The organism is Bacillus sp. KICET-1 (assembly GCF_027721405.1).
Lineage (GTDB): Bacteria > Bacillota > Bacilli > Bacillales > Bacillaceae > Bacillus > Bacillus velezensis.
The window spans coordinates 2,635,063-2,654,033 of sequence record NZ_CP113515.1 but is presented as its reverse complement, the minus strand read 5'-3'; the positions used below and the strand labels follow the sequence as shown (position 1 = coordinate 2,654,033).

Genomic DNA, 18,971 nt, shown 5'->3' with positions numbered 1-18,971 from the left:
GTAAAAATGCGTTGAAAAGTTACATTACAACTATATTACGAGAAACTGGAATTTGGAAGGGAATTTATATTAACATATTCTTAAATTTTTAAAGGAGAAACAAATAAAAAACACCCGCAGAACATGCGGGTGTTTCGTATGGAACAAGATTGTTCGTCAATTTCAGACGTCATCCTGCACTTTTGTCGGAATATAAAATGTAAACGTCGTCCCTTTATCGATGCTGCTGTGAACCGCAATTGAGCCGCCGTGGGCTTCCACGATATTTTTTACGATGGCGAGCCCGAGCCCGGTCCCCGCCCTGCCTCTTGTTCTTGCTTTGTCCGCTTTATAAAAACGTTCAAAAATAAAAGGCAGGTCCTCTTCCGGTATTCCCGAGCCGGAATCTTTGATATCGATTTTCAGTCCGTCTTTTACGGTCTGAGCCGCGATATGAACGCTTCCGCCTGACTCCGTGTGGCGCAGCGCATTATCTATAAGGTTGGTAAACACCTGTTCCATTTTATCTTCGTCAAAGACACACTCCGGCTGAGACACCGAGATGTCTTCTGTGAGCGAAACGCCTTTTTCCTTCGCTACCCCGGAAAATTTGCGGGAGATCTTCTCCAGAAATTCATGCAGGTTTACCGTTTCATAGTGCAGGCCCGTATGTCCGGATTCCATTCTGGCCAAATCCAGCAAATCATTGACGAGCCGGCCCATGCGAAGAGATTCATCATAAATGATCTGCGCGATTTCTTTTTTCTCCTCTTCGGTGCTTGCAATGTCGTCCACTATTGCTTCGCTGTATCCCTGCAGCATAGAAATCGGGGTTCTGAGCTCATGACTGACATTGGCAATGAAGTCTTCACGCAATTTATCGAGCCTGCGCTCTTCGGTCATATCACGGAGCACGGCCACGGCGCCGCGGACGTGTGATTCCGCATAAAGAGGCGACATCAATAAAACCCATGACCTTCCTTGAAGCGTCATTTCAATCATTTGCTCTTTTTCCGTGTTCACTGCATTTTGAAATAGCTCTTTTGCTTCAGGGGGAAGGTTGTCTCCTTCTTTAATGTTCATGTTCTGCTCATAATACCATGCCTGCAGAAAACGTTCGGCCGGCGGGTTGGTCACCAAAATGGTGCCGTCGATATTAATGGTGATGACCCCGTCTGCCATACTGCTTAAAATATTGGACAGCTGTTCTTTTTCCTGATTCAGCGCGTTAATATGGAAATTGAGCTGCCGTCCCATCTGATTAAAGGCAATGGCCAGTTCCCCGATTTCATCTTGGGTCAGAATCGGAATTTTTGTATCAAACTTTCCTTTCGCCAAGTCTTGGGCGCCTTCCCGCATTTTCCGAAGGGGATATGTCACCCTGCTGGATAAAAAGAACGCGAAAAACGTTGTCAAGACGATGGCAATGCCCGCCGCAAGAAAAATATAGCGTGTCGTATGTTTCGTCGTATCTTTGACGGCAAGCAGCGATTGGGATAAAAAGACCATGCCTTTTTTGCCGTCTTTTTCATACGGCACTCCGACGATCAGCCGTTCGTTATCCGAACCGGCATTGTTGGGGACCGCGCGTTTGCTTACTTTTTTGCGGTCTGTCAGCGCCTTGTGCAGATCCCGGTCATGTTTGATCTGCTCTAATGTAATAGAGGATAAATGATTATCGTCATTGGGCGAATACCAGACATGCTTATCATCCTGAATGATCGCGATGCTCGTTAAATTGTCCGCCAGTTCCCACGTGATGGATCTGGCAAGCGGCTGGTCTTCATGATTTTCTATTATGACCGCAATTTTGTCGGCAAGCTGCGTTAAATCTTTTTCCGCTTCTTCAACGTGGTAATTTTCTATAAATTCCAGAAGCAGCACCGTTAAAATAAATAAAACAATTAACACGAGTGAAAGAATGGTAAACCAAAGCTTTCCTACTACGCTTTTCCAAAACTTCATTCAGCGCCTACCTCAAATTTGTATCCGACTCCCCATACGGTGACGATTTTTTTCGCCGCTCCCGGGGACACTTTATTTAATTTTTCACGGAGCCGTTTGACATGGGTGTCCACCGTTCTGAGGTCTCCGAAAAATTCATACTGCCACACTTCTTTTAAAAGCTTTTCCCTGTCGTACACTTTGTCCGGTGTTTTCGCCAGGAAGTACAGCAGTTCATATTCCTTCGGCGTCAGGCTCACCTCTGTGCCGTCGGCAGTCACCCTGTGAGCATCGTGATCAATAGATAGATGCGAAAAGACGAGCACATTTTTTGTCGGGGTATTGGCTGTCAGATAAGATGTTTGGGAAGCCCTTCTTAAAAGCGCCTTTACCCGAAGCACCACTTCTCTCGGGCTGAAAGGCTTGACGATATAATCGTCCGTACCCGCTTCAAACCCCTGGACGCGGTTGGCTTCTTCCCCTTTTGCCGTCAGCATGATAATCGGCGTCGCTTTTTTTTCTCTGAGCTGCCGGCATACTTCGATTCCGTCCGTTCCCGGCATCATTAAATCCAAGAGCACCAGATCATAATCTGATGCCAGCCCCATTTTAATGGCCTCGTCGCCGTTTTCCGCTTCTTCAATCACATAGTTTTCCCGTTCAAGGTACATTCTTAAAAGGCGTCGAATTCTGGCTTCATCATCTACTACTAATATTTTAGTTTCATTTGTTTGATCCATCGTTTTCCCCCTGCTTTCCTTCTGTTACTTTCATTTTAACAAACTGTGCGGCAGCTTGAGAACTGTATCGGCTTTTTGCATCTATGCGTACGAATGAAGTCCGGCAAGCACGAGATTCACAAAAATTAAGTTAAACATAATAATGGCGAAGCCGATGACGGCAAGCCACGCGGACTTTTCGCCATGCCAGCCTCTTGACAGCCGCAAGTGCAAATACGCTGCGTAAAATAAAAAGGTGATCAGCGCCCATACTTCCTTCGGGTCCCAGCCCCAAAAACGCGTCCATGCAAGCTGCGCCCAAATCATCGCAAACACAAGCGCGCCGAGTGTGAATACCGGAAAACCGATGGAAACAGCGCGGTAGCCGACTTCATCGACCAAGTCCAGATTCACATTTTTGACGAGCGGGCTTATAAGAGCGCTGATTCTCTTTCTGAATATCAGCCTGAGCGCACCGTATAAAACGAGACCTGCGCCAAACGACCAGATCACCGTATTGACCTTTCTGCCTGAAAAAATGGCCGGAAGCTCAAAAAGCGGCTTCATTGCGCCTTCCGTAAGCAGTTCTCCGTCATGCGGGCCGACAAGCGCAGGCATATCATATATCATGACGCTTTTGGCCTCTTTTTTATCCACCCAATTAAATTCAGCTTTGTAGTCCGCCAGCCGGAATGCCGACGTGACGGCGATAAATGCCACGGTCGTCACGAGTATAAACATGATGACTTCAAGCCAGAACGTTTTTTTGCCCGGTCTGGATTGGTCGACATGCTTTAACAGGAAAATGACGCCGGCTACAAAACTGATCGCAAGAATCGCCTGCCCGAGCGCCGCCGTTGTGACGTGAATGTACAGCCAATTGCTCTGCAGTGACGGAATAAGCGGCGTGATGTCTGTCGGAAACATGCTTGCATATGCGATAAGCAAAAGCGCGATAGACAATGTGAACATGCCTAATGAAGGCAGTCTGTAAATAAAGTAAATAATAATAAAAGCGAGAACAAGCATCATGCCGAATGACGTCGTAAATTCAAACATATTGCTGACAGGCGCATGTCCGCTTGCCGACCATCTCGCAATGAAGTAGCCGAGATGACAAAGAAATCCGAAAATGGTTAACGTGATTCCGATAGCCGACCAGCGGCCCTTACCGTCCTTAGCACCTTTTGTTCCCCGGATGGCGCCGCCGAAAACCGGGACGGCAATTAAATAAATCAAAAAGGCAGCATAAAGAAAATTTGCGCTCAGCTCCGCCATGACACCACTCCTTTTTCACTAGGTCTGATTTTTGGCCAATTCTTTTTGATCGGCCGGCTCTTGAATCCCGGTCCCGCTAAGAACAAATTCGATATCTTTTTTCAGACCGAACCAGTTTTTGTTCGTATGTCCCGCCACAAGCACTTCATGATCACCTGTTTTGATCCAGATCCTTCTGTGCTGCCAGTACATTCCTTGAATGACGCCGATCATAAAGATCGCGCCGCCGACGGCAAGCACCCATAAGGTTAAGTCTTTTCTGACGGTGAGTCCTGTAATGTTTTTCGTTTCCACATGGTCGAATTTTAATTTGTACTTGTTACTTTCGGAACCTTCAACAGTCTGCTGAATCGCAACAAAACTTTTCTCCCCTTTCGGCTTGTCAGGAGCCGTGATTTTAAAGACAAAAGCCGGATTGTTAGGAACCTTCGTTTTCGTGCTCGGTTCTCCGTCCTTGTTAAAATAAAAATCAGGAAGATAACTGGCGATCTGCACTTTGTAACCGTTACCAAGATCATAGTCCGTGTCGGGATCAAGAAGATTGATCTTCAGTTTGCCGAATGACTGTTTTGTTTTTTGGTCGATCAGCTGAAATACCATCTGATCGAGCTGGTTTTCTTTATAGTCCACCTGATACACAGAATAGGAGTCAAAGCGCAGCGGTTCATTGACGCGGATATTGTTTTCTTTGACTCTTTTAAGCTTCGGCTTTTCACCGAATACAATGTCGCCTTCCCTCTTGTACAAAACCGCGTCCGTTGTGAAGGATTTGGCGACTTTGCCGTTTCCGGCTCTGTCAATGGCGTCGGCGAATACTTTTTTCTCAGTGTCTTTGTTATATGTCTGCATCGTGAACCGATTGTTTTTTAAGTAATACTTGCCGTCAGTGCCGGGGATCTGGGCGGTTTCGCCTTCACGGACCCAGAGCGTTTCATCGACATACATACCGGGTACAAATCTCAGCATGGCTCCGATCAGAAAAATGATCAGGCCGATATGATTGACGTAGGGCCCCCACCTTGAAAAACGGCCTTTTTCCGCCAGAATGCTTCCCTCTTGTTCTCGCACTCTATAATGCTTTTTTTTCAATCGTGTTCTGAGGCTATCAGCCGCATCCCCGCTCAGCTCGGTTTCTGTCCGGCTGTATAGACGCTGCCTCTTCAAAAAGACCGGATTCCGCCGAACTCCTTGATTTTTCAGTGCCCTGTACAAAGGAATCACCCGATCCAGGCTGCAGATGACCAGTGATATGCCAATGGATGCGATCAGGAGCATATACCACCATGAGCCGTACAGCTGATGAAATCCCAGCAGATAATACAGTTGACCGATTATGCCGTACTGCTGTTCATAATATGTATCCGGCTGGGCGCCCGGCGGCAGATAAGCTTCCTGCGGAAAAACCGTGCCGAAAGCAGACGCCGCCAGAGTAATGACGATCAGCCATATTCCGACTTTTACGGAAGAAAAGAAGTTCCATACCTTATCTACGATTGTTTTGTTATATGTTTGCGAACGCCTTGCGCTGCCGTCGTACCGCATATCCGCAAGCGGCGATTTTTGATCATCAAGCGGCTTCCCGCACGACTCGCACAAAACCGTCCCTGCTGGATTCACGTGCCCGCATTCACATTTGACCTTTTTCATGAAGACGCCTCCGGCTTAATTAAATTCATATAGTCATGAACCATGCGTTCTGTCATCGTGCCGGTCACCACTTTCACAACGTTTCCGTCGGGATTGATCAAAAATGTCGTCGGAATAGGTGATACGCCGTACGCGTCCAGCACTTGCCGGTCAGTATCGAGCGCAACCGGGAAATTGACGCCGTATGTTTTCATAAAATTATGTACTGCAATTTTTGATTCGCCGACATTTACCGCAACCACCTCGACACCGAGGTCTTTAAAATGCTTGTATTGATTCTCCATGTAGGGAAATTCCTTCTTGCACGGCTCGCACCACGTTCCCCAGAAATTCAGAAAAACACCTTTTCCTTTTAACTGACTCAGTTCTATGAGTCTGCCCTCTGTATCTTTCAGCGCGAAATTCGGGGCTTTGGACCCCTCAGATATACGCTCACCGTTTGTGTATACGGCATTATAGATGGTATATCCGAGCGCGCAGAGTAAGATGAGAAGGATGCCGGTCCGAATGAATAAACGCCGCCGTTTTTTGTTCATTGTACACTGCTCCCCTCCCCTGCCTGCAAATCCATTCAATTATATCATCAACACGTTTTGTAATTTTTGAAGGTTATGTGAAAATTAGAAAGCGTTTTTACCGTGTTCAGCTAAAGCCCGCAGCCTTTTCACCTCATGCGGCGACAATTCTCTTGCGTCTCCTGTGCGCAGGCCTCTTAAATCTAAAAATGCGTATTCTTCACGTTTTAGTTTCAGCACGTCATGACCGATCGCCTCGAACATGCGGCGGACCTGTCTGTTTCGGCCTTCATGAATCGTCAGCTGAATAATGCTCGTCTGCTTTCTTTTGTCCAGGGAAAGCATTTTCGCTCTGGCCGGCGCTGTCTTGCCTTCTTCAAGCTGAATGCCGCGCTCAAGCTTTCTCAGAAGTTCCTTGGAAGGAATCCCCTTCACTTTGGCGACGTACGTCTTATCAATTTCGTATTTCGGATGCATGAGTTTGTTGGCAAACTCGCCGTCATTTGTCAGCAATAAAAGTCCGCTCGTATCATAATCAAGCCTGCCGATCGGATAAATGCGCTGCGGCACTTCTTTGAAAAAGTCGGTCACCACTTTCCGCCCTTTGTCGTCATCAGCTGCTGAGATCACTCCTCTCGGTTTATAAAGCAGAAAGTACACGGGTTCTTCCCGCTCCACCTTTAATCCGTTTACTTCAATCTGATCAGAACCAGTCACTTTTACGCCGAGCTCTGTTATTACTTTTCCATTCACCTTTACTTTTCCTTCTTTTATCAGCTCTTCTGCCTTTCTGCGTGATGCCACGCCGGCATGAGCAATAACTTTTTGCAGTCTTTCCATGTCGTTCACCTCAAGTATAATCTTACTTTTTTCCCCTTGAACAAACAAGCTTTTTCAAGGAGAGTTATTCTGATATATAAAAAGCGCCTGATTTCAGGCGCTTCCAAATAATAACGTAACTATGATGATTGATGCAACCACCCCGATCAAATCAGCAAGAAGACCAACCTTTAAAGCATCCCCCATTTTTTTGATGCCGACCGCCCCGAAATACACCGTCAGGACATACAGCGTCGTGTCAGTCGATCCCTGCATGACCGAGGCCAGTCTGCCGATAAATGAATCAGGCCCGTACACGGCGATCAGATCTGTCGTCATGCCGAGCGCCGCCGTTCCCGAAATCGGGCGGATCAGAGCAAGCGGCACGACTTCTGCGGGAATGCCGATCGTTGTAAAGAAAGGCTTGCACAGCCCCATGACAAAATCCAGCGCGCCTGAGGCCCGGAATACGGTAATCGCCACCAGCATCCCGACCAAATACGGAATGATGGAAAACGCAATCTCAATTCCTTCTTTTCCGCCTTCAACGAATGATTCATACGTCGGCACTTTTTTGATCGTGCCGTATATCAATATACCGGCGATAATAATCGGAATCATGGCTAAAGACAGCCAATTCACCATTTCCATTCGCTTACCTCCCTTTTCTTTTGCGGCGGTACCAGAAGTAGCGGTCAATGAAAATCGCGCCGATTCCCGAAATTAAAGTCGCTAAGATGGTCGGCCCGACGATATCGGTCGGTGATTTCGCCGAGTAAGCCATGCGCACGGCAATGACGGTTGTCGGTATCAATGTAATACTCGAAGTATTTACCGCCAAAAAGGTAATCATGGAACGGCTGGCCTCAGACTTACCTCCATTCAGCTTTTTCATCTGCTCCATGGCTTTAATGCCGAGCGGTGTCGCCGCATTTCCCAGTCCGAAAAAGTTTGCCATGAGATTTGATAAGATGTATCCCATCGCCGGATGATCAGGGGGAATATCGGGAAACAGCTTAGAAATAAACGGGCGGCACATTCTGCTGAATATATCCAAAAGGCCGGACTGCTCGGCTATTTTCATCAGGCCGAGCCAGAACACGAGAACGCTCATTAATCCGAACGAGATCGTAACCGCTTCTTTCGCTCCTTTAAAAACGGCTTCATTCACATCCTGTAAGGTACCGTTAAACATCGCAAAGACAAGTCCGATTACCGTCAGACATACCCAGATTAAATTGACCATGACGAACCGCCCGCCGCGCTCATAAACAGGCTCGTAAACGTCTCAATGAAATGCTTTTTCGGTTTTTTATGGCGCTCATTTTCATAATAGACTGGGATCTTGGCGATCACTTTCCCATCATGCATAACAGTCATCCGGCCGACGACATCAGGAATGAGAGAGGCGTCCTTTTTCCAGGCTTTTTTCGGTTTTATTAAGGTTGTGCTGATTTTTACATCGTCGATTTCATCCTCTTTTAACAAATATTTGACATCCCGGGCAATAAAAGCGCGCTTTCCGTAAAACGTCTTTTTCAGCTTCGGAATGCCGCCTTTTTTAGCGACGACATAGGTTTTATAGTGATCAAAGACATAATTAAACATATTCATATGGTCATCCCAGTCATCCGGATCATTTATGGTGACCGCGATGAGATCCGTACCGTCTTTTGAGGCCGTCGAGACGAGCGTCCGTTTCGCGATTTTTGTGTAACCCGTTTTTCCGCCTGTGCTGTAACGGTAGAGCCCAGTCAGAAGCTTGTTTTTATTTTTCCATACCCGGTCCATCGTTTCCGCCTTATACACTTTTGTGCCTGAAACGGTCCGGTATTCCTTGATTTTCATCGCGTATTTAGTCAAAAGCGCCATGTCATACGCCGTTGAATATAAATTTTCATGGTCGTCCAGCCCGTGCGGATTTTGAAATTTTGTATTTTCCATCCCGATTTGCTCGGCTTTTTTGTTCATCATAAATACAAAACCGTCAAGGCTTCCGCCGACATATTCCGCTATTGCCGCAGCGGCGTCATTTCCTGATCTCAGCATAAGCCCGTATACGAGATCTTTCAGCTTTACTTTTTGTCCCGGCTGAAGATAAATGGCTGAGCCTTCCGTTTTTACGGCATTCGCGGAAACCGTCACGGTCTCTTCCATCTTCCCTGATTCAATCGCCAGCACCGCCGTCATGATTTTCGTAATGCTTGCAATCCGCCGCTTATGATGTTCATCCTTGGCGAATAACACCCGGCCAGATGCTCCGTCGATTATAATCGCGCTTTTTGCGCTGACATGTATTTGGGCATGTGCCGTATTGCCGTCTGTAATGGAAAAAAGAATAACAAAAGTCAAAAGAAATACGGCAGCTTTTTTGAGAAAGCGCATGAATGCTCACGTCCTTGTTGTGGGTTTGTACAAGTTTATGCGCATGTCCATGACTTATGAATACCAATTGCATCACTTTCACATAAAAAAACTCTTCCAAAAGGAAGAGTTTTTATCTGACTGATGCCATATTTGAGCCTGATGCTTCATATTGCGCCAATTCTTCCCGCATGCGCAGAAATTCACTGCTGAGCGAAAGCAGAAGGCTCCGCAGCGAATCCGGCACTTGCTGGTAGAATTCAATCGCGCTTTGGCCTGTATAAGCGGCGCGGCTGTTTTCGTACCATGTATCCTTTTTCGGCATGAAAAATTCTTCCACGCACTGATGATACACTTTATACAGCGTTTTTTCCGCTCTCACCTCATGAAACGGCTCCTGCATTAAGAGCCGGCGGCAGGCTTCCTGGGCGCCTTCGCAAAAGACGGTCATCCTCCTCAGCACACTGAGCACGTCGCGGCAGTATGCCTCATCCGCCTCTCCTTGAGCCCGCATCTCCGGCAATGTTGTATGATTTAAATAGCTGCTGACCATCGTGACAACCTCGGCTAAAAATTCACCAGTTTCTTCAGTATGGGCCCTCACAATCGAATTTCCCATTTCCGTCCGTTTCCTTCCTCTCTTTTACTTCGTCATTTGCGTCATTCATCAATGGCCTTTCCCTACTATCGTATGATGAAAAACGATTATTATTTAATATCCTCAAAAGTTTGGTTGAAGTTTTCAAAGAATAAATCGGCTTCCTCCTGGAGAACGTCTTCCTCCGCATTTTCAGGAAGCGGCGGGAGCTCCTCCAATGTTTTTAAGCCGAATTGTTCAAGAAATACCGGTGTCGTGCCGTATAAAATCGCCCGGCCGGGACCGTCGGCGCGGCCCACCTCACACAGCAGCGCTTTTGACACGAGGCTGTGCAGAATCCGCTCAGACTTCACGCCCCGGATGTCTTCAATTTCCGCCCGTGTGATCGGCTGCTTGTACGAAACGATCGCCAGCACTTCCAAAGAAGCCTGTGACAGCCCTTTTGACGGCACTTCGATTAGTTTTTTCAAATAAGGAACGAATTCTTTTTTCGTTCCAAGCATATACGTATCCGCATATTCGGTAAGCTCGATGCCCCTGTTGTCTTCCTTGTACTGAGCGGCCACTTCTTCCATGATTCCGGCCAGTTCCGCTTCTTCTATTTCAAGCACCGTCACCAATTGCTTTTTGGTCAGCCCTTCATCACCCGCCGCATACAGCAGGGCTTCCACAATCGCTTTCCAATTCACGATATCAAGCGCCATGAATGGATTCACTCCCCGTAATGTATATATCTGAAAAGTTTTCTTCCTGTTCAATGATAATCTGCTGATTTTTCATCAGTTCCAGGACTGCTAAAAACGTCACGACGAGATGGTCCTTTTGCCGAGAAGGAAAAAGCTCCGTGAAGTTTATTCTTCTCCCCGCCGTTTTTAAGCTTTTTACGATTTCGTTCATTCTGTCTTCAATCGGTATTTCCTGTCTTGTAATGGTCGTTTCTTTCGGCCGCGTGATTTTTTTACGCTGAAGCACCTTTTGAAACGCGCCGATCATGTCATAAACGGTCACCGACAGTTTCTGCTCGGTCTGTTTGATTTCTTTTGCATACTCACTTAAATCACTCGGCGGCTTGGTAAATGACTTTTGTCTTTCTTCTTCCCGCTCTTTTAAATCCTTCGCAGCGGTTTTATACTTTCTATACTCAATCAGTTTTTCAATCAGCTCGTCCCGAGGGTCTTCTTCTTCAAGCATTTCGTCTTCAAACAGCTCTTCCTCTTGTTTCGGAAGCAGCATTCTGCTTTTAATGCTGAGAAGCGTCGCCGCCATGACCAGATATTCACTGGCGACATCAAGTTCAAGCTCTTGCATTGTATGTACATATAATAAATATTGTTCAGTAATGGTTGCCACGGGTATGTCGTATATGTCGATTTCAAGACGGTTAATCAGATGAAGCAGCAGGTCCAATGGGCCTTCAAACGCATCAATTTTCACTTGATATTCTACCATTATCTCACCATTTTCAATATCACTCTCATTGCCGGAAAAACTGGCTACCCTTTAGTATAATCCACCGAAATGCTCTCGTCCAATACTTTTATACACGTCCTCCGTTATTTAGAAAATACTGAAAAAGAAGATATACGCCTATACCTTTAAAGGCGGATGCACATATGATAGCCGTGTAAACTTGAAACAAAGGGAGGCTGATTTCACATGAGCGGAGCTTGTTTCGGCGGAGGTTTTGCATTAATTGTCGTTCTGTTTATTTTGCTCGTTGTCGTAGGAGCATCTTACATCTGCTAGTTCCTCAGGCTTCAGGCACCAAGCCGCTCTTTTTTCCTTTTCATAACGCTGTGGTACACTGGTTTTAGCATAAAAGGAGGAAGCGGCTTGTATCCTAAAGCTTATATCGGCTTTTTGGCCGAATTTCACGCATCAAGAGATTATTTTGAGTGTCATGAACTGTTAGAGGAATATTGGAAAGAAAGCCCGGCTGAAAAGCGGAGCATTCATTGGGTCGGCCTGATTCAGCTTGCCGTCGCTCTGTATCACCAGCGCAGGGGAAATGAAGCCGGGGCGAAACGGCTGATTGCCAACAGCTTACGTATTCTCCAGTCTGAAAAGCAGGCGGTCTGTTCTCTCGGTCTCAGCCATCCGAAGCTGATTGAGCTGATAGAAACGCTGGCAGACGATATAGAAGCGGGCCAGCCTTATAAAAGTGTTATGCTGCCGATTACAGATGAAGCCCTGAAAGAAGCATGTCTTGCCGAATGCCGCCGAAAGGGCTATACATGGGGGCAAGAAGGCGTATCAGATACCTTTCTTATTCATAAACACCGCCTGCGGGACAGGACGGATGTCATTAAGGAACGCGAACGGGAAATTGAGAGAAGAAAAAAAAGCAGAGGCTGACGGTCAGCCCTGCTTTTTCTATATCAAAACAGCTCCCGAAACCGTGAAGATTCCGGGAGCATTTGTCAGTTATTATATGAGATATCCTGATCTTTTTGATGTTGACAGCGTTCAAAAAAGCTTTGCGTTAATTCATTCGGAACGAGTGCCTCCGTTTTGAACAGACGTTTTAAGGCGTCCATCATTTGCTTTCCGATTCCTTGATGGCGGTGAGAAGGATTCACGCTGATATGCCGGATTTCAACTTCTGAGTCCTTTTTTTCGACTCCGATCGCTCCGACGATATCTTCATCCTCTTTCCAAAGAAAGAGCTGGCGGCCAGTATCCGTTTCATAGTCCTTTATTGTCTGCTGAAGCTGCTTGAGATCTTTTTCATTCGGCATAAATGACAGAAGACCCATCGCAATCTTTTCAAACGATTTTTTATAACGAATTAACATAAAAACCCCTCTATATCCAAAATGTCCATTCATGTCCTATCAAACGGATACATAAAGGCGATCCGTTTCCTCACATTATATCATTTTCGCCGCTGTTTTAAACGCTTTTCAACAAATTATTCAAATGAACGGTTTAAATTTGCCATTTCAATGGCAGATACTGCGCAATCCGCTCCCTTATTTCCGGCTTTTGTTCCGGCTCGTTCGATGGCCTGCTCAATGGTTTCAGTCGTCACAATGCCGAAGATAACCGGGACGCCCGTCGCCGTTCCCGCCTGGGCAATGCCTTTTGCCGCTTCATTGCAGACATAGTCATAATGCGTTGTCGCTCCTCTGATAACCGTGCCGAGCGTAATGACGGCATCGTATTTTTTCGTTTCCGCCATTTTCTTTGCCGCAAACGGGATTTCAAACGCTCCCGGCACCCAAGCGACGTCAATGTCGTTTGATTCTACACCGTGGCGAAGCAACGTGTCTTCCGCTCCGCTTAACAGCTTGCTCGTAATAAATTCATTAAATCTGCCGACGACGATTCCGATTTTAAGTCCTGTTCCTACTAGGTTTCCTTGTATGATATTCATATGTTATCCATCCTTTTTTGTGAGATTTGTTTTTAGAAATGAAGCAGATGTCCAAGTTTTTTCATTTTGGTCTGTAAATATTGCTTGTTATGCTCACTCGCTTCCATTTGAAGCGGCACCCGTTCTGAAATGCTGAGACCGTATCCTTCGAGGCCGGCGATTTTCCGGGGGTTATTGGTTAAAAGTTTCATATGCTGAACCCCTAAGTCGCGGAGAATCTGGGCGCCGATGCCGTAGTTGCGCAGATCAGGCAGAAAGCCGAGCGCTTCGTTCGCTTCAACCGTGTCATACCCTTGTTCCTGCAATCGGTACGCCTTCAGCTTATTGATTAAACCGATTCCTCTGCCTTCCTGGCGCAAATACAATAGAACGCCGCGGCCTTCTTCAGCAATTTGCGCAAGCGCGGCATGAAGCTGAGGTCCGCAATCACAGCGATGGGATGCAAACACATCGCCCGTCAGGCATTCTGAGTGCACTCTGACAAGAACGGGTTCGCTGTTAAACGGGACATCCCCCATGACAAAGGCGAGATGTTCTTTTCCGTCAACCTCGTTTGTATATCCGTAAACCCTAAACGTGCCGAAGTCAGTCGGCAGCGTAATATCAACTTCTCTGTTCACAAGTGTCGTAATGTTGTAACGGTACTCTATTAAGTCTTTTATCGTAATCATTTTCAGCTGGTGGCGTTCGGCGATTTCAGCTAACTCCGGCACTCTGGCCATTGTGCCGTCTTCATTCATAATTTCACAAATGACGCCCGCTCCCTGAGATCCGCAGGCTTTTGCAAGGTCAACGGCTGCTTCCGTATGGCCGGCCCGCTTCAGGACGCCTCCTTTTTTTGCGATTAAGGGGAAAATGTGGCCCGGACGCTGAAAATCGTCAGACACAGATTCCTCGTTCAACAGCGCCTGAATCGTAAAAGAACGTTCTTGAGCGCTGATGCCCGTTTTTGTCAGCCTGTGGTCAATACTGACCGTAAACGCGGTCTCATGTGAGTCCGTATTATGATCGACCATCGGGTGAAGATCCAGCCGGCCGGCGATGTCTTCAGACAGCGGCGTGCAGATCAGGCCTCTCCCATGGGTCGCCATAAAATTCACCACTTCAGGCGTGGCATGCTCAGCCAGCGCTACGAAATCTCCTTCGTTTTCTCTGTCTTCATCATCGACAACAATGATGACTTCACCTTTTTTCAGCGCCTCTAACGCCTCTTCTATCGGATGAAACATATCGATCTTCCTTTCTAAAAGCCGTTCTCGCTTAAAAAGGCTTCCGTGATAGTTTGATTGCTTTTCGTTTGTTCTGTTTTGTGCAAAAAGCGGTATAAGTATTTACCGATCATGTCACACTCAATATTTACGGTCGATCCGACTGTTTTCGTCTGAAAAATCGTTTCTGAGATGGTATGCGGAATGATGGATACCGTCACGCTTTCGTCTGATAGACCGAAAATCGTCAGGCTCACGCCGTCTACCGTAATTGAACCTTTCAATACGAGCGTTTTTGTCAATTCCGGCGAAAGTTTTAAATCGTAATAGACCGCGTTGCTTTTTTTCTCGATCCGCGTAATTTCCGCCGTTCCGTCCACATGCCCTGATACAAAGTGGCCGCCGAACCGTCCGTTGGCGGACATCGCTCTTTCCAGGTTTACTTTACTGCCTTTTGACAAGCCGTTCAGCGAAGTGGCTTTCACTGTTTCCGGCATGACATCAACCGTAAATTGATTGTCAGAAAATCCGGTTACGGTCAGGCAGATGCCGTTTACCGCAATGCTGTCGCCAAGCTTCACATCACTTGTCACTTTTGAAGCGGCGATGGTTAATGCCATGGAAAGGCCTGTCTTTTTGATTGCTTGGATCGTGCCTGTTTCTTCAACGATTCCTGTAAACATCGTCACCATCCTTTCCATCTTTAGGTATGGCCGTCAGTTTTATATCCGGCCCGATTTGGGTGATTTGTGTGAATTGTAAATGGGGGACATCTTTCATTGATTGAAAACCTTCACCGGAGATCAAGCTGGGAGCAAGCGTTCCTCCGATTAATTTAGGGGCGAAATAGAAATGAAGCTCTTGGAAACAGCCTTCCTTGACAAAACTTCCGTGTACGGATGCTCCGCCTTCCACATAAACGGACATTATGCCGTTTTCAGCGAGAATGCTGAGCACCTCAGGGACGTGAATGCGGTCTGTTTCCAGCGGAATAACTTTTATTCCGAGTGCGGTCAGCCGGTCTTTCTTTTGCACGTCTGCATCTTTGGCCGTAAATATCCATGTCGGCGCAGCGCCGTCAGTGAGCACATTTGCCGTTTCAGGAATGGTCAGCTTTGTATCGAGAATCACTCTGACCGGCTGCTTCACTGCATCAGGAAGCCTGCAGGTCAGGCTCGGATTATCGGCTTTGACTGTGCCTGCTCCGACAAGAATGCTTTGATGCGATTTCCTGTATTGCTGGGCATCAAGCCTTGCCGCCTCTGATGTAATCCATTTGCTGTCACCGGTTTCAGTCGCTGTTTTCCCGTCAAGGCTCGCAGCCGCTTTCAAGGTGACATACGGAAGTCCGGTCCGCATGAAGTGAAGAAACATTTTATTCAGCTCTTCTGCCTGCTGCCTGAGAAGTCCGGTTTTCACTTCGATGCCCGCTGCTTCCAGCATTCCGATGCCTTTTCCGGCTACAAGCGGATTCGGATCTTTCACAACGATAAACACCCTTTTTATCCCCGACTTTATTATCAGTTCGGCGCATGGCGGTGTTTTTCCGTAATGGCTGCAAGGCTCCAGCGTCACATACAAATCGGCGCCTTTTGCGTGTCTGCCGGCCATATGAATCGCGTGAACCTCGGCATGCGCTTCTCCGTATTGCAAATGGGCGCCCATTCCGACGATCTGTCCGTTTTTGACGACGACAGCGCCGACAAGAGGATTGGACTGTGTCTGTCCTTCACCGCGTCTGGCAAGTTCTATTGCTGTATTCATATAATATTCTTCCATCGTTATCCCTCCCTTCTTCCACGCAATTTGGCGTCAAAAAAGCCCCGAATGTTTACACAGTTCGGGGCTTTGCCAGTTTTAATCCATAGGAAATAAGACTATACAGTAAGTTTATTTTTTGCATAGCTTCTCTCATCCTTCTCCCATCCAGACTTTCACTGTCGGCTTCAGCTTTTCACTGAATCCACCGTATACAGATGCATACGGGTCACGGGCTGTAAAGCGCAAAGCGCCTTATTACCGCCGGTCGGGATTTTCACCCAGCCCCGAAGGATACAATCAATATTTTTTTGTCCTTATCCGCTATTATAACATCCTTTGCGGCAGGCGCAATGAATTTGCACCTAATTATTCAGAAAAATAAAAAGCGCCCTTTTCCCATAAAAGGCGCCTTTATTTATTCGTTCACTTTGACAACCTTCAATAAGCCGTCAATCCGGTTTGATTTGCTGAAATACGCTTTAATTTTATCTCCCTTTTTCACATCGGAGAGATCCTGCTTCAGCTTGTCGCCGTTAAAAATAATTTTTGTGCCGTTTGCTGCCGTACCGTGGTACTCAGTTCCTTCGATTTTCGTAATTTTATATGTTTTGACTGTATATTCTTCTTTTTCCTGGGACAGGGTTTGTCCGATTGCAGTCGGCACGTCTTTCAGTTCAATATCGTTTATGACCATATAACCGCCCGCCAATAACAGCAGCAGTACAAGTAAAATGGCTGCTTTTGTTTTAATTCTTCCCATTTTTCTACCTCCAGCCCGTATCAATCTATTCATTACTATGTCATATTCCTTTTTTTCATGAATAGAAAACCGTTCTTCCCTGCGTGAGTTATTCATATAACGTTTCATAAAGGGAAGATGTTTCATGTATCTGTAAAACTTTCTATCTATTAAATAGATATACGAATTTATGTTCTGTTTTTGAGGGTGGAAAGATAAATTTATATAAAAAAGCAGTTTTCTTATAAGAAAACTGCCTGTACGGTTTATTTCGTCTTGCGAATTTCATTAAACGGGAAGAAGACGAATTTTGATGTGCCCGCTATTTGTTTTTTCGTAAAGAGACCGAGGCCGTTGCGGCTGTCCATAGATTCTCTGCGGTTATCACCCATGACGAAATATTTGTCGTCCGGCACCTTCACCGGGCCGAAGTCTTCTGTCAGCCGGTCAAAGCCGCCTTGCTTCGCCTTGTGCTTGTTTGCCGCTAAATACGGTTCGGACACTTTTTTGCCGTTGATGTACAGCTGATCGTTTTTCATTTGCACCGTGTCGCCGGGAAGTCCGATAATCCGTTTGACATAGTGCTCGTTTTCTCCGTTCAGAACGACGATCTGGCCGCGTTTGAAGTCGCTTATGTATTTGACCGTCATATTGACAAAGATTCTCTCGCGGTCATGCAGCGTCGGATCCATTGATTCGCCGTCAACGAGATAAGGGGCAAATAAAAAGTTTCGGATGAGCAGTGCCAGAACGACAGCGATGATAATGGCTTTCGCCCAATCAAGTACGGCGCTTTTTTTAGAAGTTTTTTCTTTTTCTGATTTCAAGTGATTTCCTCCCATTAGCCATGGTCGTTTTTATTTTACCATGAATCCCTGCACAGAGGGCAAATAAGCCCCGCACCTCATCCATTTTTTTCATTTTATAAGCCGGATCTGCTGATTTTACGGTATTTCACGAAGCTTCCGATCCGCCAAATGCACAAATACACAAAAGCAAGTTCCATCGTTAAAACGGCGAATTCCGCCGCGTCAATGTTTTTGAAATATTGGCTGAGCACGATACGGATCGCAATAATCGCGATAATGACATATTTAAAGTTTTTATTCCGCTTGGAGTAGACAAAGCCGTCTTCCCGAATTTCATAGGCGGTTTGCGACAGCATAATGACGCCGAATACCGCGCCTAACAGTCCGGCGATGGCGAGCTCCCAAAGAGCGGGAAAATGAAACTGCTTTCCCGGGATATTCATGAGCTGGCTGATACTGAATGTGAAAATGACGGCGATAATCAAAAGCGGGAGAATGATGCCGAAGCCGCCGCCTTTAATCGGCCTGTTTCCCTTTTTCACCCTGAACCAAATCATAAGTGCGAGAATGATAATGACAAATAAAACGGTTGCCAATTGAACCAACGTTTCTACCTCTTTTCATTGTTGTAATCGGTCTTTTTCACTATACCAGAATGATCACCGATGTTCATATATGTATTTTTTCATGATTTACACATGAGAATTTTCATATACATAAAAAAACCCGCCTGAAAAAGGCGGGTTTTCTGTCATTATCCTTCTACACGGATTTCTTTCATTTTGTCTCCGTTAGACATGTTTTTCGCATGCTCTAAACCGCTTGTCACTTTTCCGAATACAGTATGAACGCCGTTTAAATGCGGCTGCGGCTCATGTACGATGAAGAATTGGCTTGAACCCGTGTCTTTACCGGCATGCGCCATTGATAAAGAACCGGCTTCGTGTTTATGCGGATTGCCTTCTGTTTCACATTTGATCGTTTTTCCGCTTCCGCCCATGCCTGTCCCAGTCGGATCTCCGCCTTGGCTGACAAAGCCCGGAATCACGCGGTGGAAAATAACGCCGTCATAAAAGCCCGTATTCGCCAGATTTTCAAAGTTAGCGACTGTATTAGGCGCTTCATTCGGATAAAGTTCAAATTCGATTCTGCTGCCGTTTTCCATTTCGATGTAACCAGTTTTCATTCTCATTCCTACTTCCGTATTGTTTTTTG

At 46.3% G+C, this 18,971-nt stretch carries 23 protein-coding genes and 1 riboswitch; of the genes, 2 read left to right on the top strand and 21 right to left on the bottom strand.

All coding sequences use genetic code 11. From position 1 onward, the window contains the following. Nucleotides 1-162: 162 nt before the first annotated feature. The 12 genes from OVA33_RS13565 to OVA33_RS13510 form a co-directional block, all read right to left on the bottom strand. Nucleotides 163-1,944, bottom strand: coding sequence for an ATP-binding protein (locus OVA33_RS13565; protein WP_007409435.1), 1,782 nt, complete (start codon nt 1,942-1,944; stop codon nt 163-165). Further along, complete coding sequence (resD, locus tag OVA33_RS13560; protein WP_003153397.1) at nt 1,941-2,663, bottom strand: DNA-binding response regulator ResD; 723 nt, start codon at nt 2,661-2,663, stop codon at nt 1,941-1,943. Before resD ends, OVA33_RS13565 begins: the two co-directional genes overlap by 4 nt. Before the next feature lie 81 nt (nt 2,664-2,744). Then, the gene (gene ccsB, locus OVA33_RS13555; RefSeq protein ID WP_017418056.1) at nt 2,745-3,920 is read right to left on the bottom strand and encodes a c-type cytochrome biogenesis protein CcsB; all 1,176 of its coding nucleotides are present in this window, start codon (nt 3,918-3,920) and stop codon (nt 2,745-2,747) included. Between the two features lie 18 nt (nt 3,921-3,938). Continuing rightward, a complete protein-coding gene (gene resB, locus OVA33_RS13550; RefSeq protein ID WP_025649803.1) occupies nt 3,939-5,567 on the bottom strand; it encodes a cytochrome c biogenesis protein ResB in 1,629 nt (542 codons plus the stop codon). Further along, nucleotides 5,564-6,103, bottom strand: coding sequence for a thiol-disulfide oxidoreductase ResA (resA, locus tag OVA33_RS13545; protein ID WP_017418058.1), 540 nt, complete (start codon nt 6,101-6,103; stop codon nt 5,564-5,566). The genes resB and resA overlap by 4 nt, the downstream gene beginning before the upstream one ends. A gap of 84 nt (nt 6,104-6,187) precedes the next feature. Next, nucleotides 6,188-6,922 (bottom strand): 23S rRNA pseudouridine(2605) synthase RluB, encoded by a 735-nt coding sequence (gene rluB / locus OVA33_RS13540; protein ID WP_007612296.1) that lies wholly within the window; start codon nt 6,920-6,922, stop codon nt 6,188-6,190. 93 nt (nt 6,923-7,015) lie between these two features. Beyond that, complete coding sequence (spmB, locus tag OVA33_RS13535) at nt 7,016-7,552, bottom strand: spore maturation protein SpmB (protein ID WP_025649804.1); 537 nt, start codon at nt 7,550-7,552, stop codon at nt 7,016-7,018. A 4-nt stretch (nt 7,553-7,556) separates the two neighbouring features. Further along, nucleotides 7,557-8,147 carry a nucleoside recognition domain-containing protein gene (locus OVA33_RS13530; RefSeq protein WP_003153385.1) on the bottom strand — a complete coding sequence of 197 codons (591 nt, stop codon included), beginning with the start codon at nt 8,145-8,147 and terminating at the stop codon, nt 7,557-7,559. Next, nucleotides 8,135-9,286, bottom strand: coding sequence for a D-alanyl-D-alanine carboxypeptidase family protein (locus tag OVA33_RS13525; protein WP_094296006.1), 1,152 nt, complete (start codon nt 9,284-9,286; stop codon nt 8,135-8,137). The genes OVA33_RS13530 and OVA33_RS13525 overlap by 13 nt, the downstream gene beginning before the upstream one ends. Nucleotides 9,287-9,398: 112 nt before the next feature. Further along, nucleotides 9,399-9,884, bottom strand: a complete 486-nt coding sequence (locus tag OVA33_RS13520) for a DUF3907 family protein (RefSeq protein WP_003153380.1) — start codon at nt 9,882-9,884, stop codon at nt 9,399-9,401. An 89-nt stretch (nt 9,885-9,973) separates the two neighbouring features. Next, complete coding sequence (scpB, locus tag OVA33_RS13515) at nt 9,974-10,567, bottom strand: SMC-Scp complex subunit ScpB (RefSeq protein ID WP_110085506.1); 594 nt, start codon at nt 10,565-10,567, stop codon at nt 9,974-9,976. Continuing rightward, complete coding sequence (locus OVA33_RS13510) at nt 10,557-11,312, bottom strand: segregation/condensation protein A (protein ID WP_017418061.1); 756 nt, start codon at nt 11,310-11,312, stop codon at nt 10,557-10,559. Before OVA33_RS13510 ends, scpB begins: the two co-directional genes overlap by 11 nt. A gap of 207 nt (nt 11,313-11,519) precedes the next feature. On the opposite strand from OVA33_RS13510, the gene OVA33_RS13505 reads away from it, so the two are divergent. Beyond that, nucleotides 11,520-11,609 carry a YjcZ family sporulation protein gene (locus tag OVA33_RS13505; protein WP_003153376.1) on the top strand — a complete coding sequence of 30 codons (90 nt, stop codon included), beginning with the start codon at nt 11,520-11,522 and terminating at the stop codon, nt 11,607-11,609. Between the two features lie 87 nt (nt 11,610-11,696). Further along, entirely contained in the window at nt 11,697-12,218 is a 522-nt protein-coding gene (locus OVA33_RS13500) for a DUF309 domain-containing protein (RefSeq protein WP_021494254.1), read from the top strand. A 65-nt stretch (nt 12,219-12,283) separates the two neighbouring features. Here OVA33_RS13500 and ribT read toward each other — a convergent pair whose 3' ends face one another. The 9 genes from ribT to OVA33_RS13455 form a co-directional block, all read right to left on the bottom strand. Next, nucleotides 12,284-12,658: a GNAT family N-acetyltransferase RibT gene (gene ribT, locus OVA33_RS13495; protein ID WP_003153373.1), complete on the bottom strand. Its 375-nt coding sequence runs from the start codon at nt 12,656-12,658 to the stop codon at nt 12,284-12,286. Between the two features lie 116 nt (nt 12,659-12,774). Then, nucleotides 12,775-13,239, bottom strand: coding sequence for a 6,7-dimethyl-8-ribityllumazine synthase (gene ribH, locus OVA33_RS13490; protein WP_003153372.1), 465 nt, complete (start codon nt 13,237-13,239; stop codon nt 12,775-12,777). Nucleotides 13,240-13,271: 32 nt separating this feature from the next. Then, entirely contained in the window at nt 13,272-14,468 is a 1,197-nt protein-coding gene (locus OVA33_RS13485; protein ID WP_003153371.1) for a bifunctional 3,4-dihydroxy-2-butanone-4-phosphate synthase/GTP cyclohydrolase II, read from the bottom strand. Nucleotides 14,469-14,482: 14 nt separating this feature from the next. Beyond that, on the bottom strand, nt 14,483-15,130 hold the full coding sequence (ribE, locus tag OVA33_RS13480) for a riboflavin synthase (protein ID WP_007409425.1): 648 nt from the start codon (nt 15,128-15,130) through the stop codon (nt 14,483-14,485). Next, nucleotides 15,111-16,226: a bifunctional diaminohydroxyphosphoribosylaminopyrimidine deaminase/5-amino-6-(5-phosphoribosylamino)uracil reductase RibD gene (gene ribD / locus OVA33_RS13475; RefSeq protein WP_128974095.1), complete on the bottom strand. Its 1,116-nt coding sequence runs from the start codon at nt 16,224-16,226 to the stop codon at nt 15,111-15,113. Before ribD ends, ribE begins: the two co-directional genes overlap by 20 nt. Before the next feature lie 131 nt (nt 16,227-16,357). After that, nucleotides 16,358-16,504: riboswitch (FMN riboswitch) on the bottom strand. Nucleotides 16,505-16,623: 119 nt separating this feature from the next. After that, nucleotides 16,624-16,968, bottom strand: a complete 345-nt coding sequence (locus tag OVA33_RS13470; protein ID WP_003153366.1) for a hypothetical protein — start codon at nt 16,966-16,968, stop codon at nt 16,624-16,626. Between the two features lie 245 nt (nt 16,969-17,213). Then, nucleotides 17,214-17,789 carry a signal peptidase I gene (lepB, locus tag OVA33_RS13465; protein ID WP_039063276.1) on the bottom strand — a complete coding sequence of 192 codons (576 nt, stop codon included), beginning with the start codon at nt 17,787-17,789 and terminating at the stop codon, nt 17,214-17,216. A gap of 80 nt (nt 17,790-17,869) precedes the next feature. Next, a complete protein-coding gene (locus tag OVA33_RS13460) occupies nt 17,870-18,361 on the bottom strand; it encodes a CcdC protein domain-containing protein (RefSeq protein WP_071181820.1) in 492 nt (163 codons plus the stop codon). A 149-nt stretch (nt 18,362-18,510) separates the two neighbouring features. Further along, nucleotides 18,511-18,942 (bottom strand): peptidylprolyl isomerase, encoded by a 432-nt coding sequence (locus OVA33_RS13455; RefSeq protein WP_003153363.1) that lies wholly within the window; start codon nt 18,940-18,942, stop codon nt 18,511-18,513. Nucleotides 18,943-18,971 lie beyond the last annotated feature (29 nt).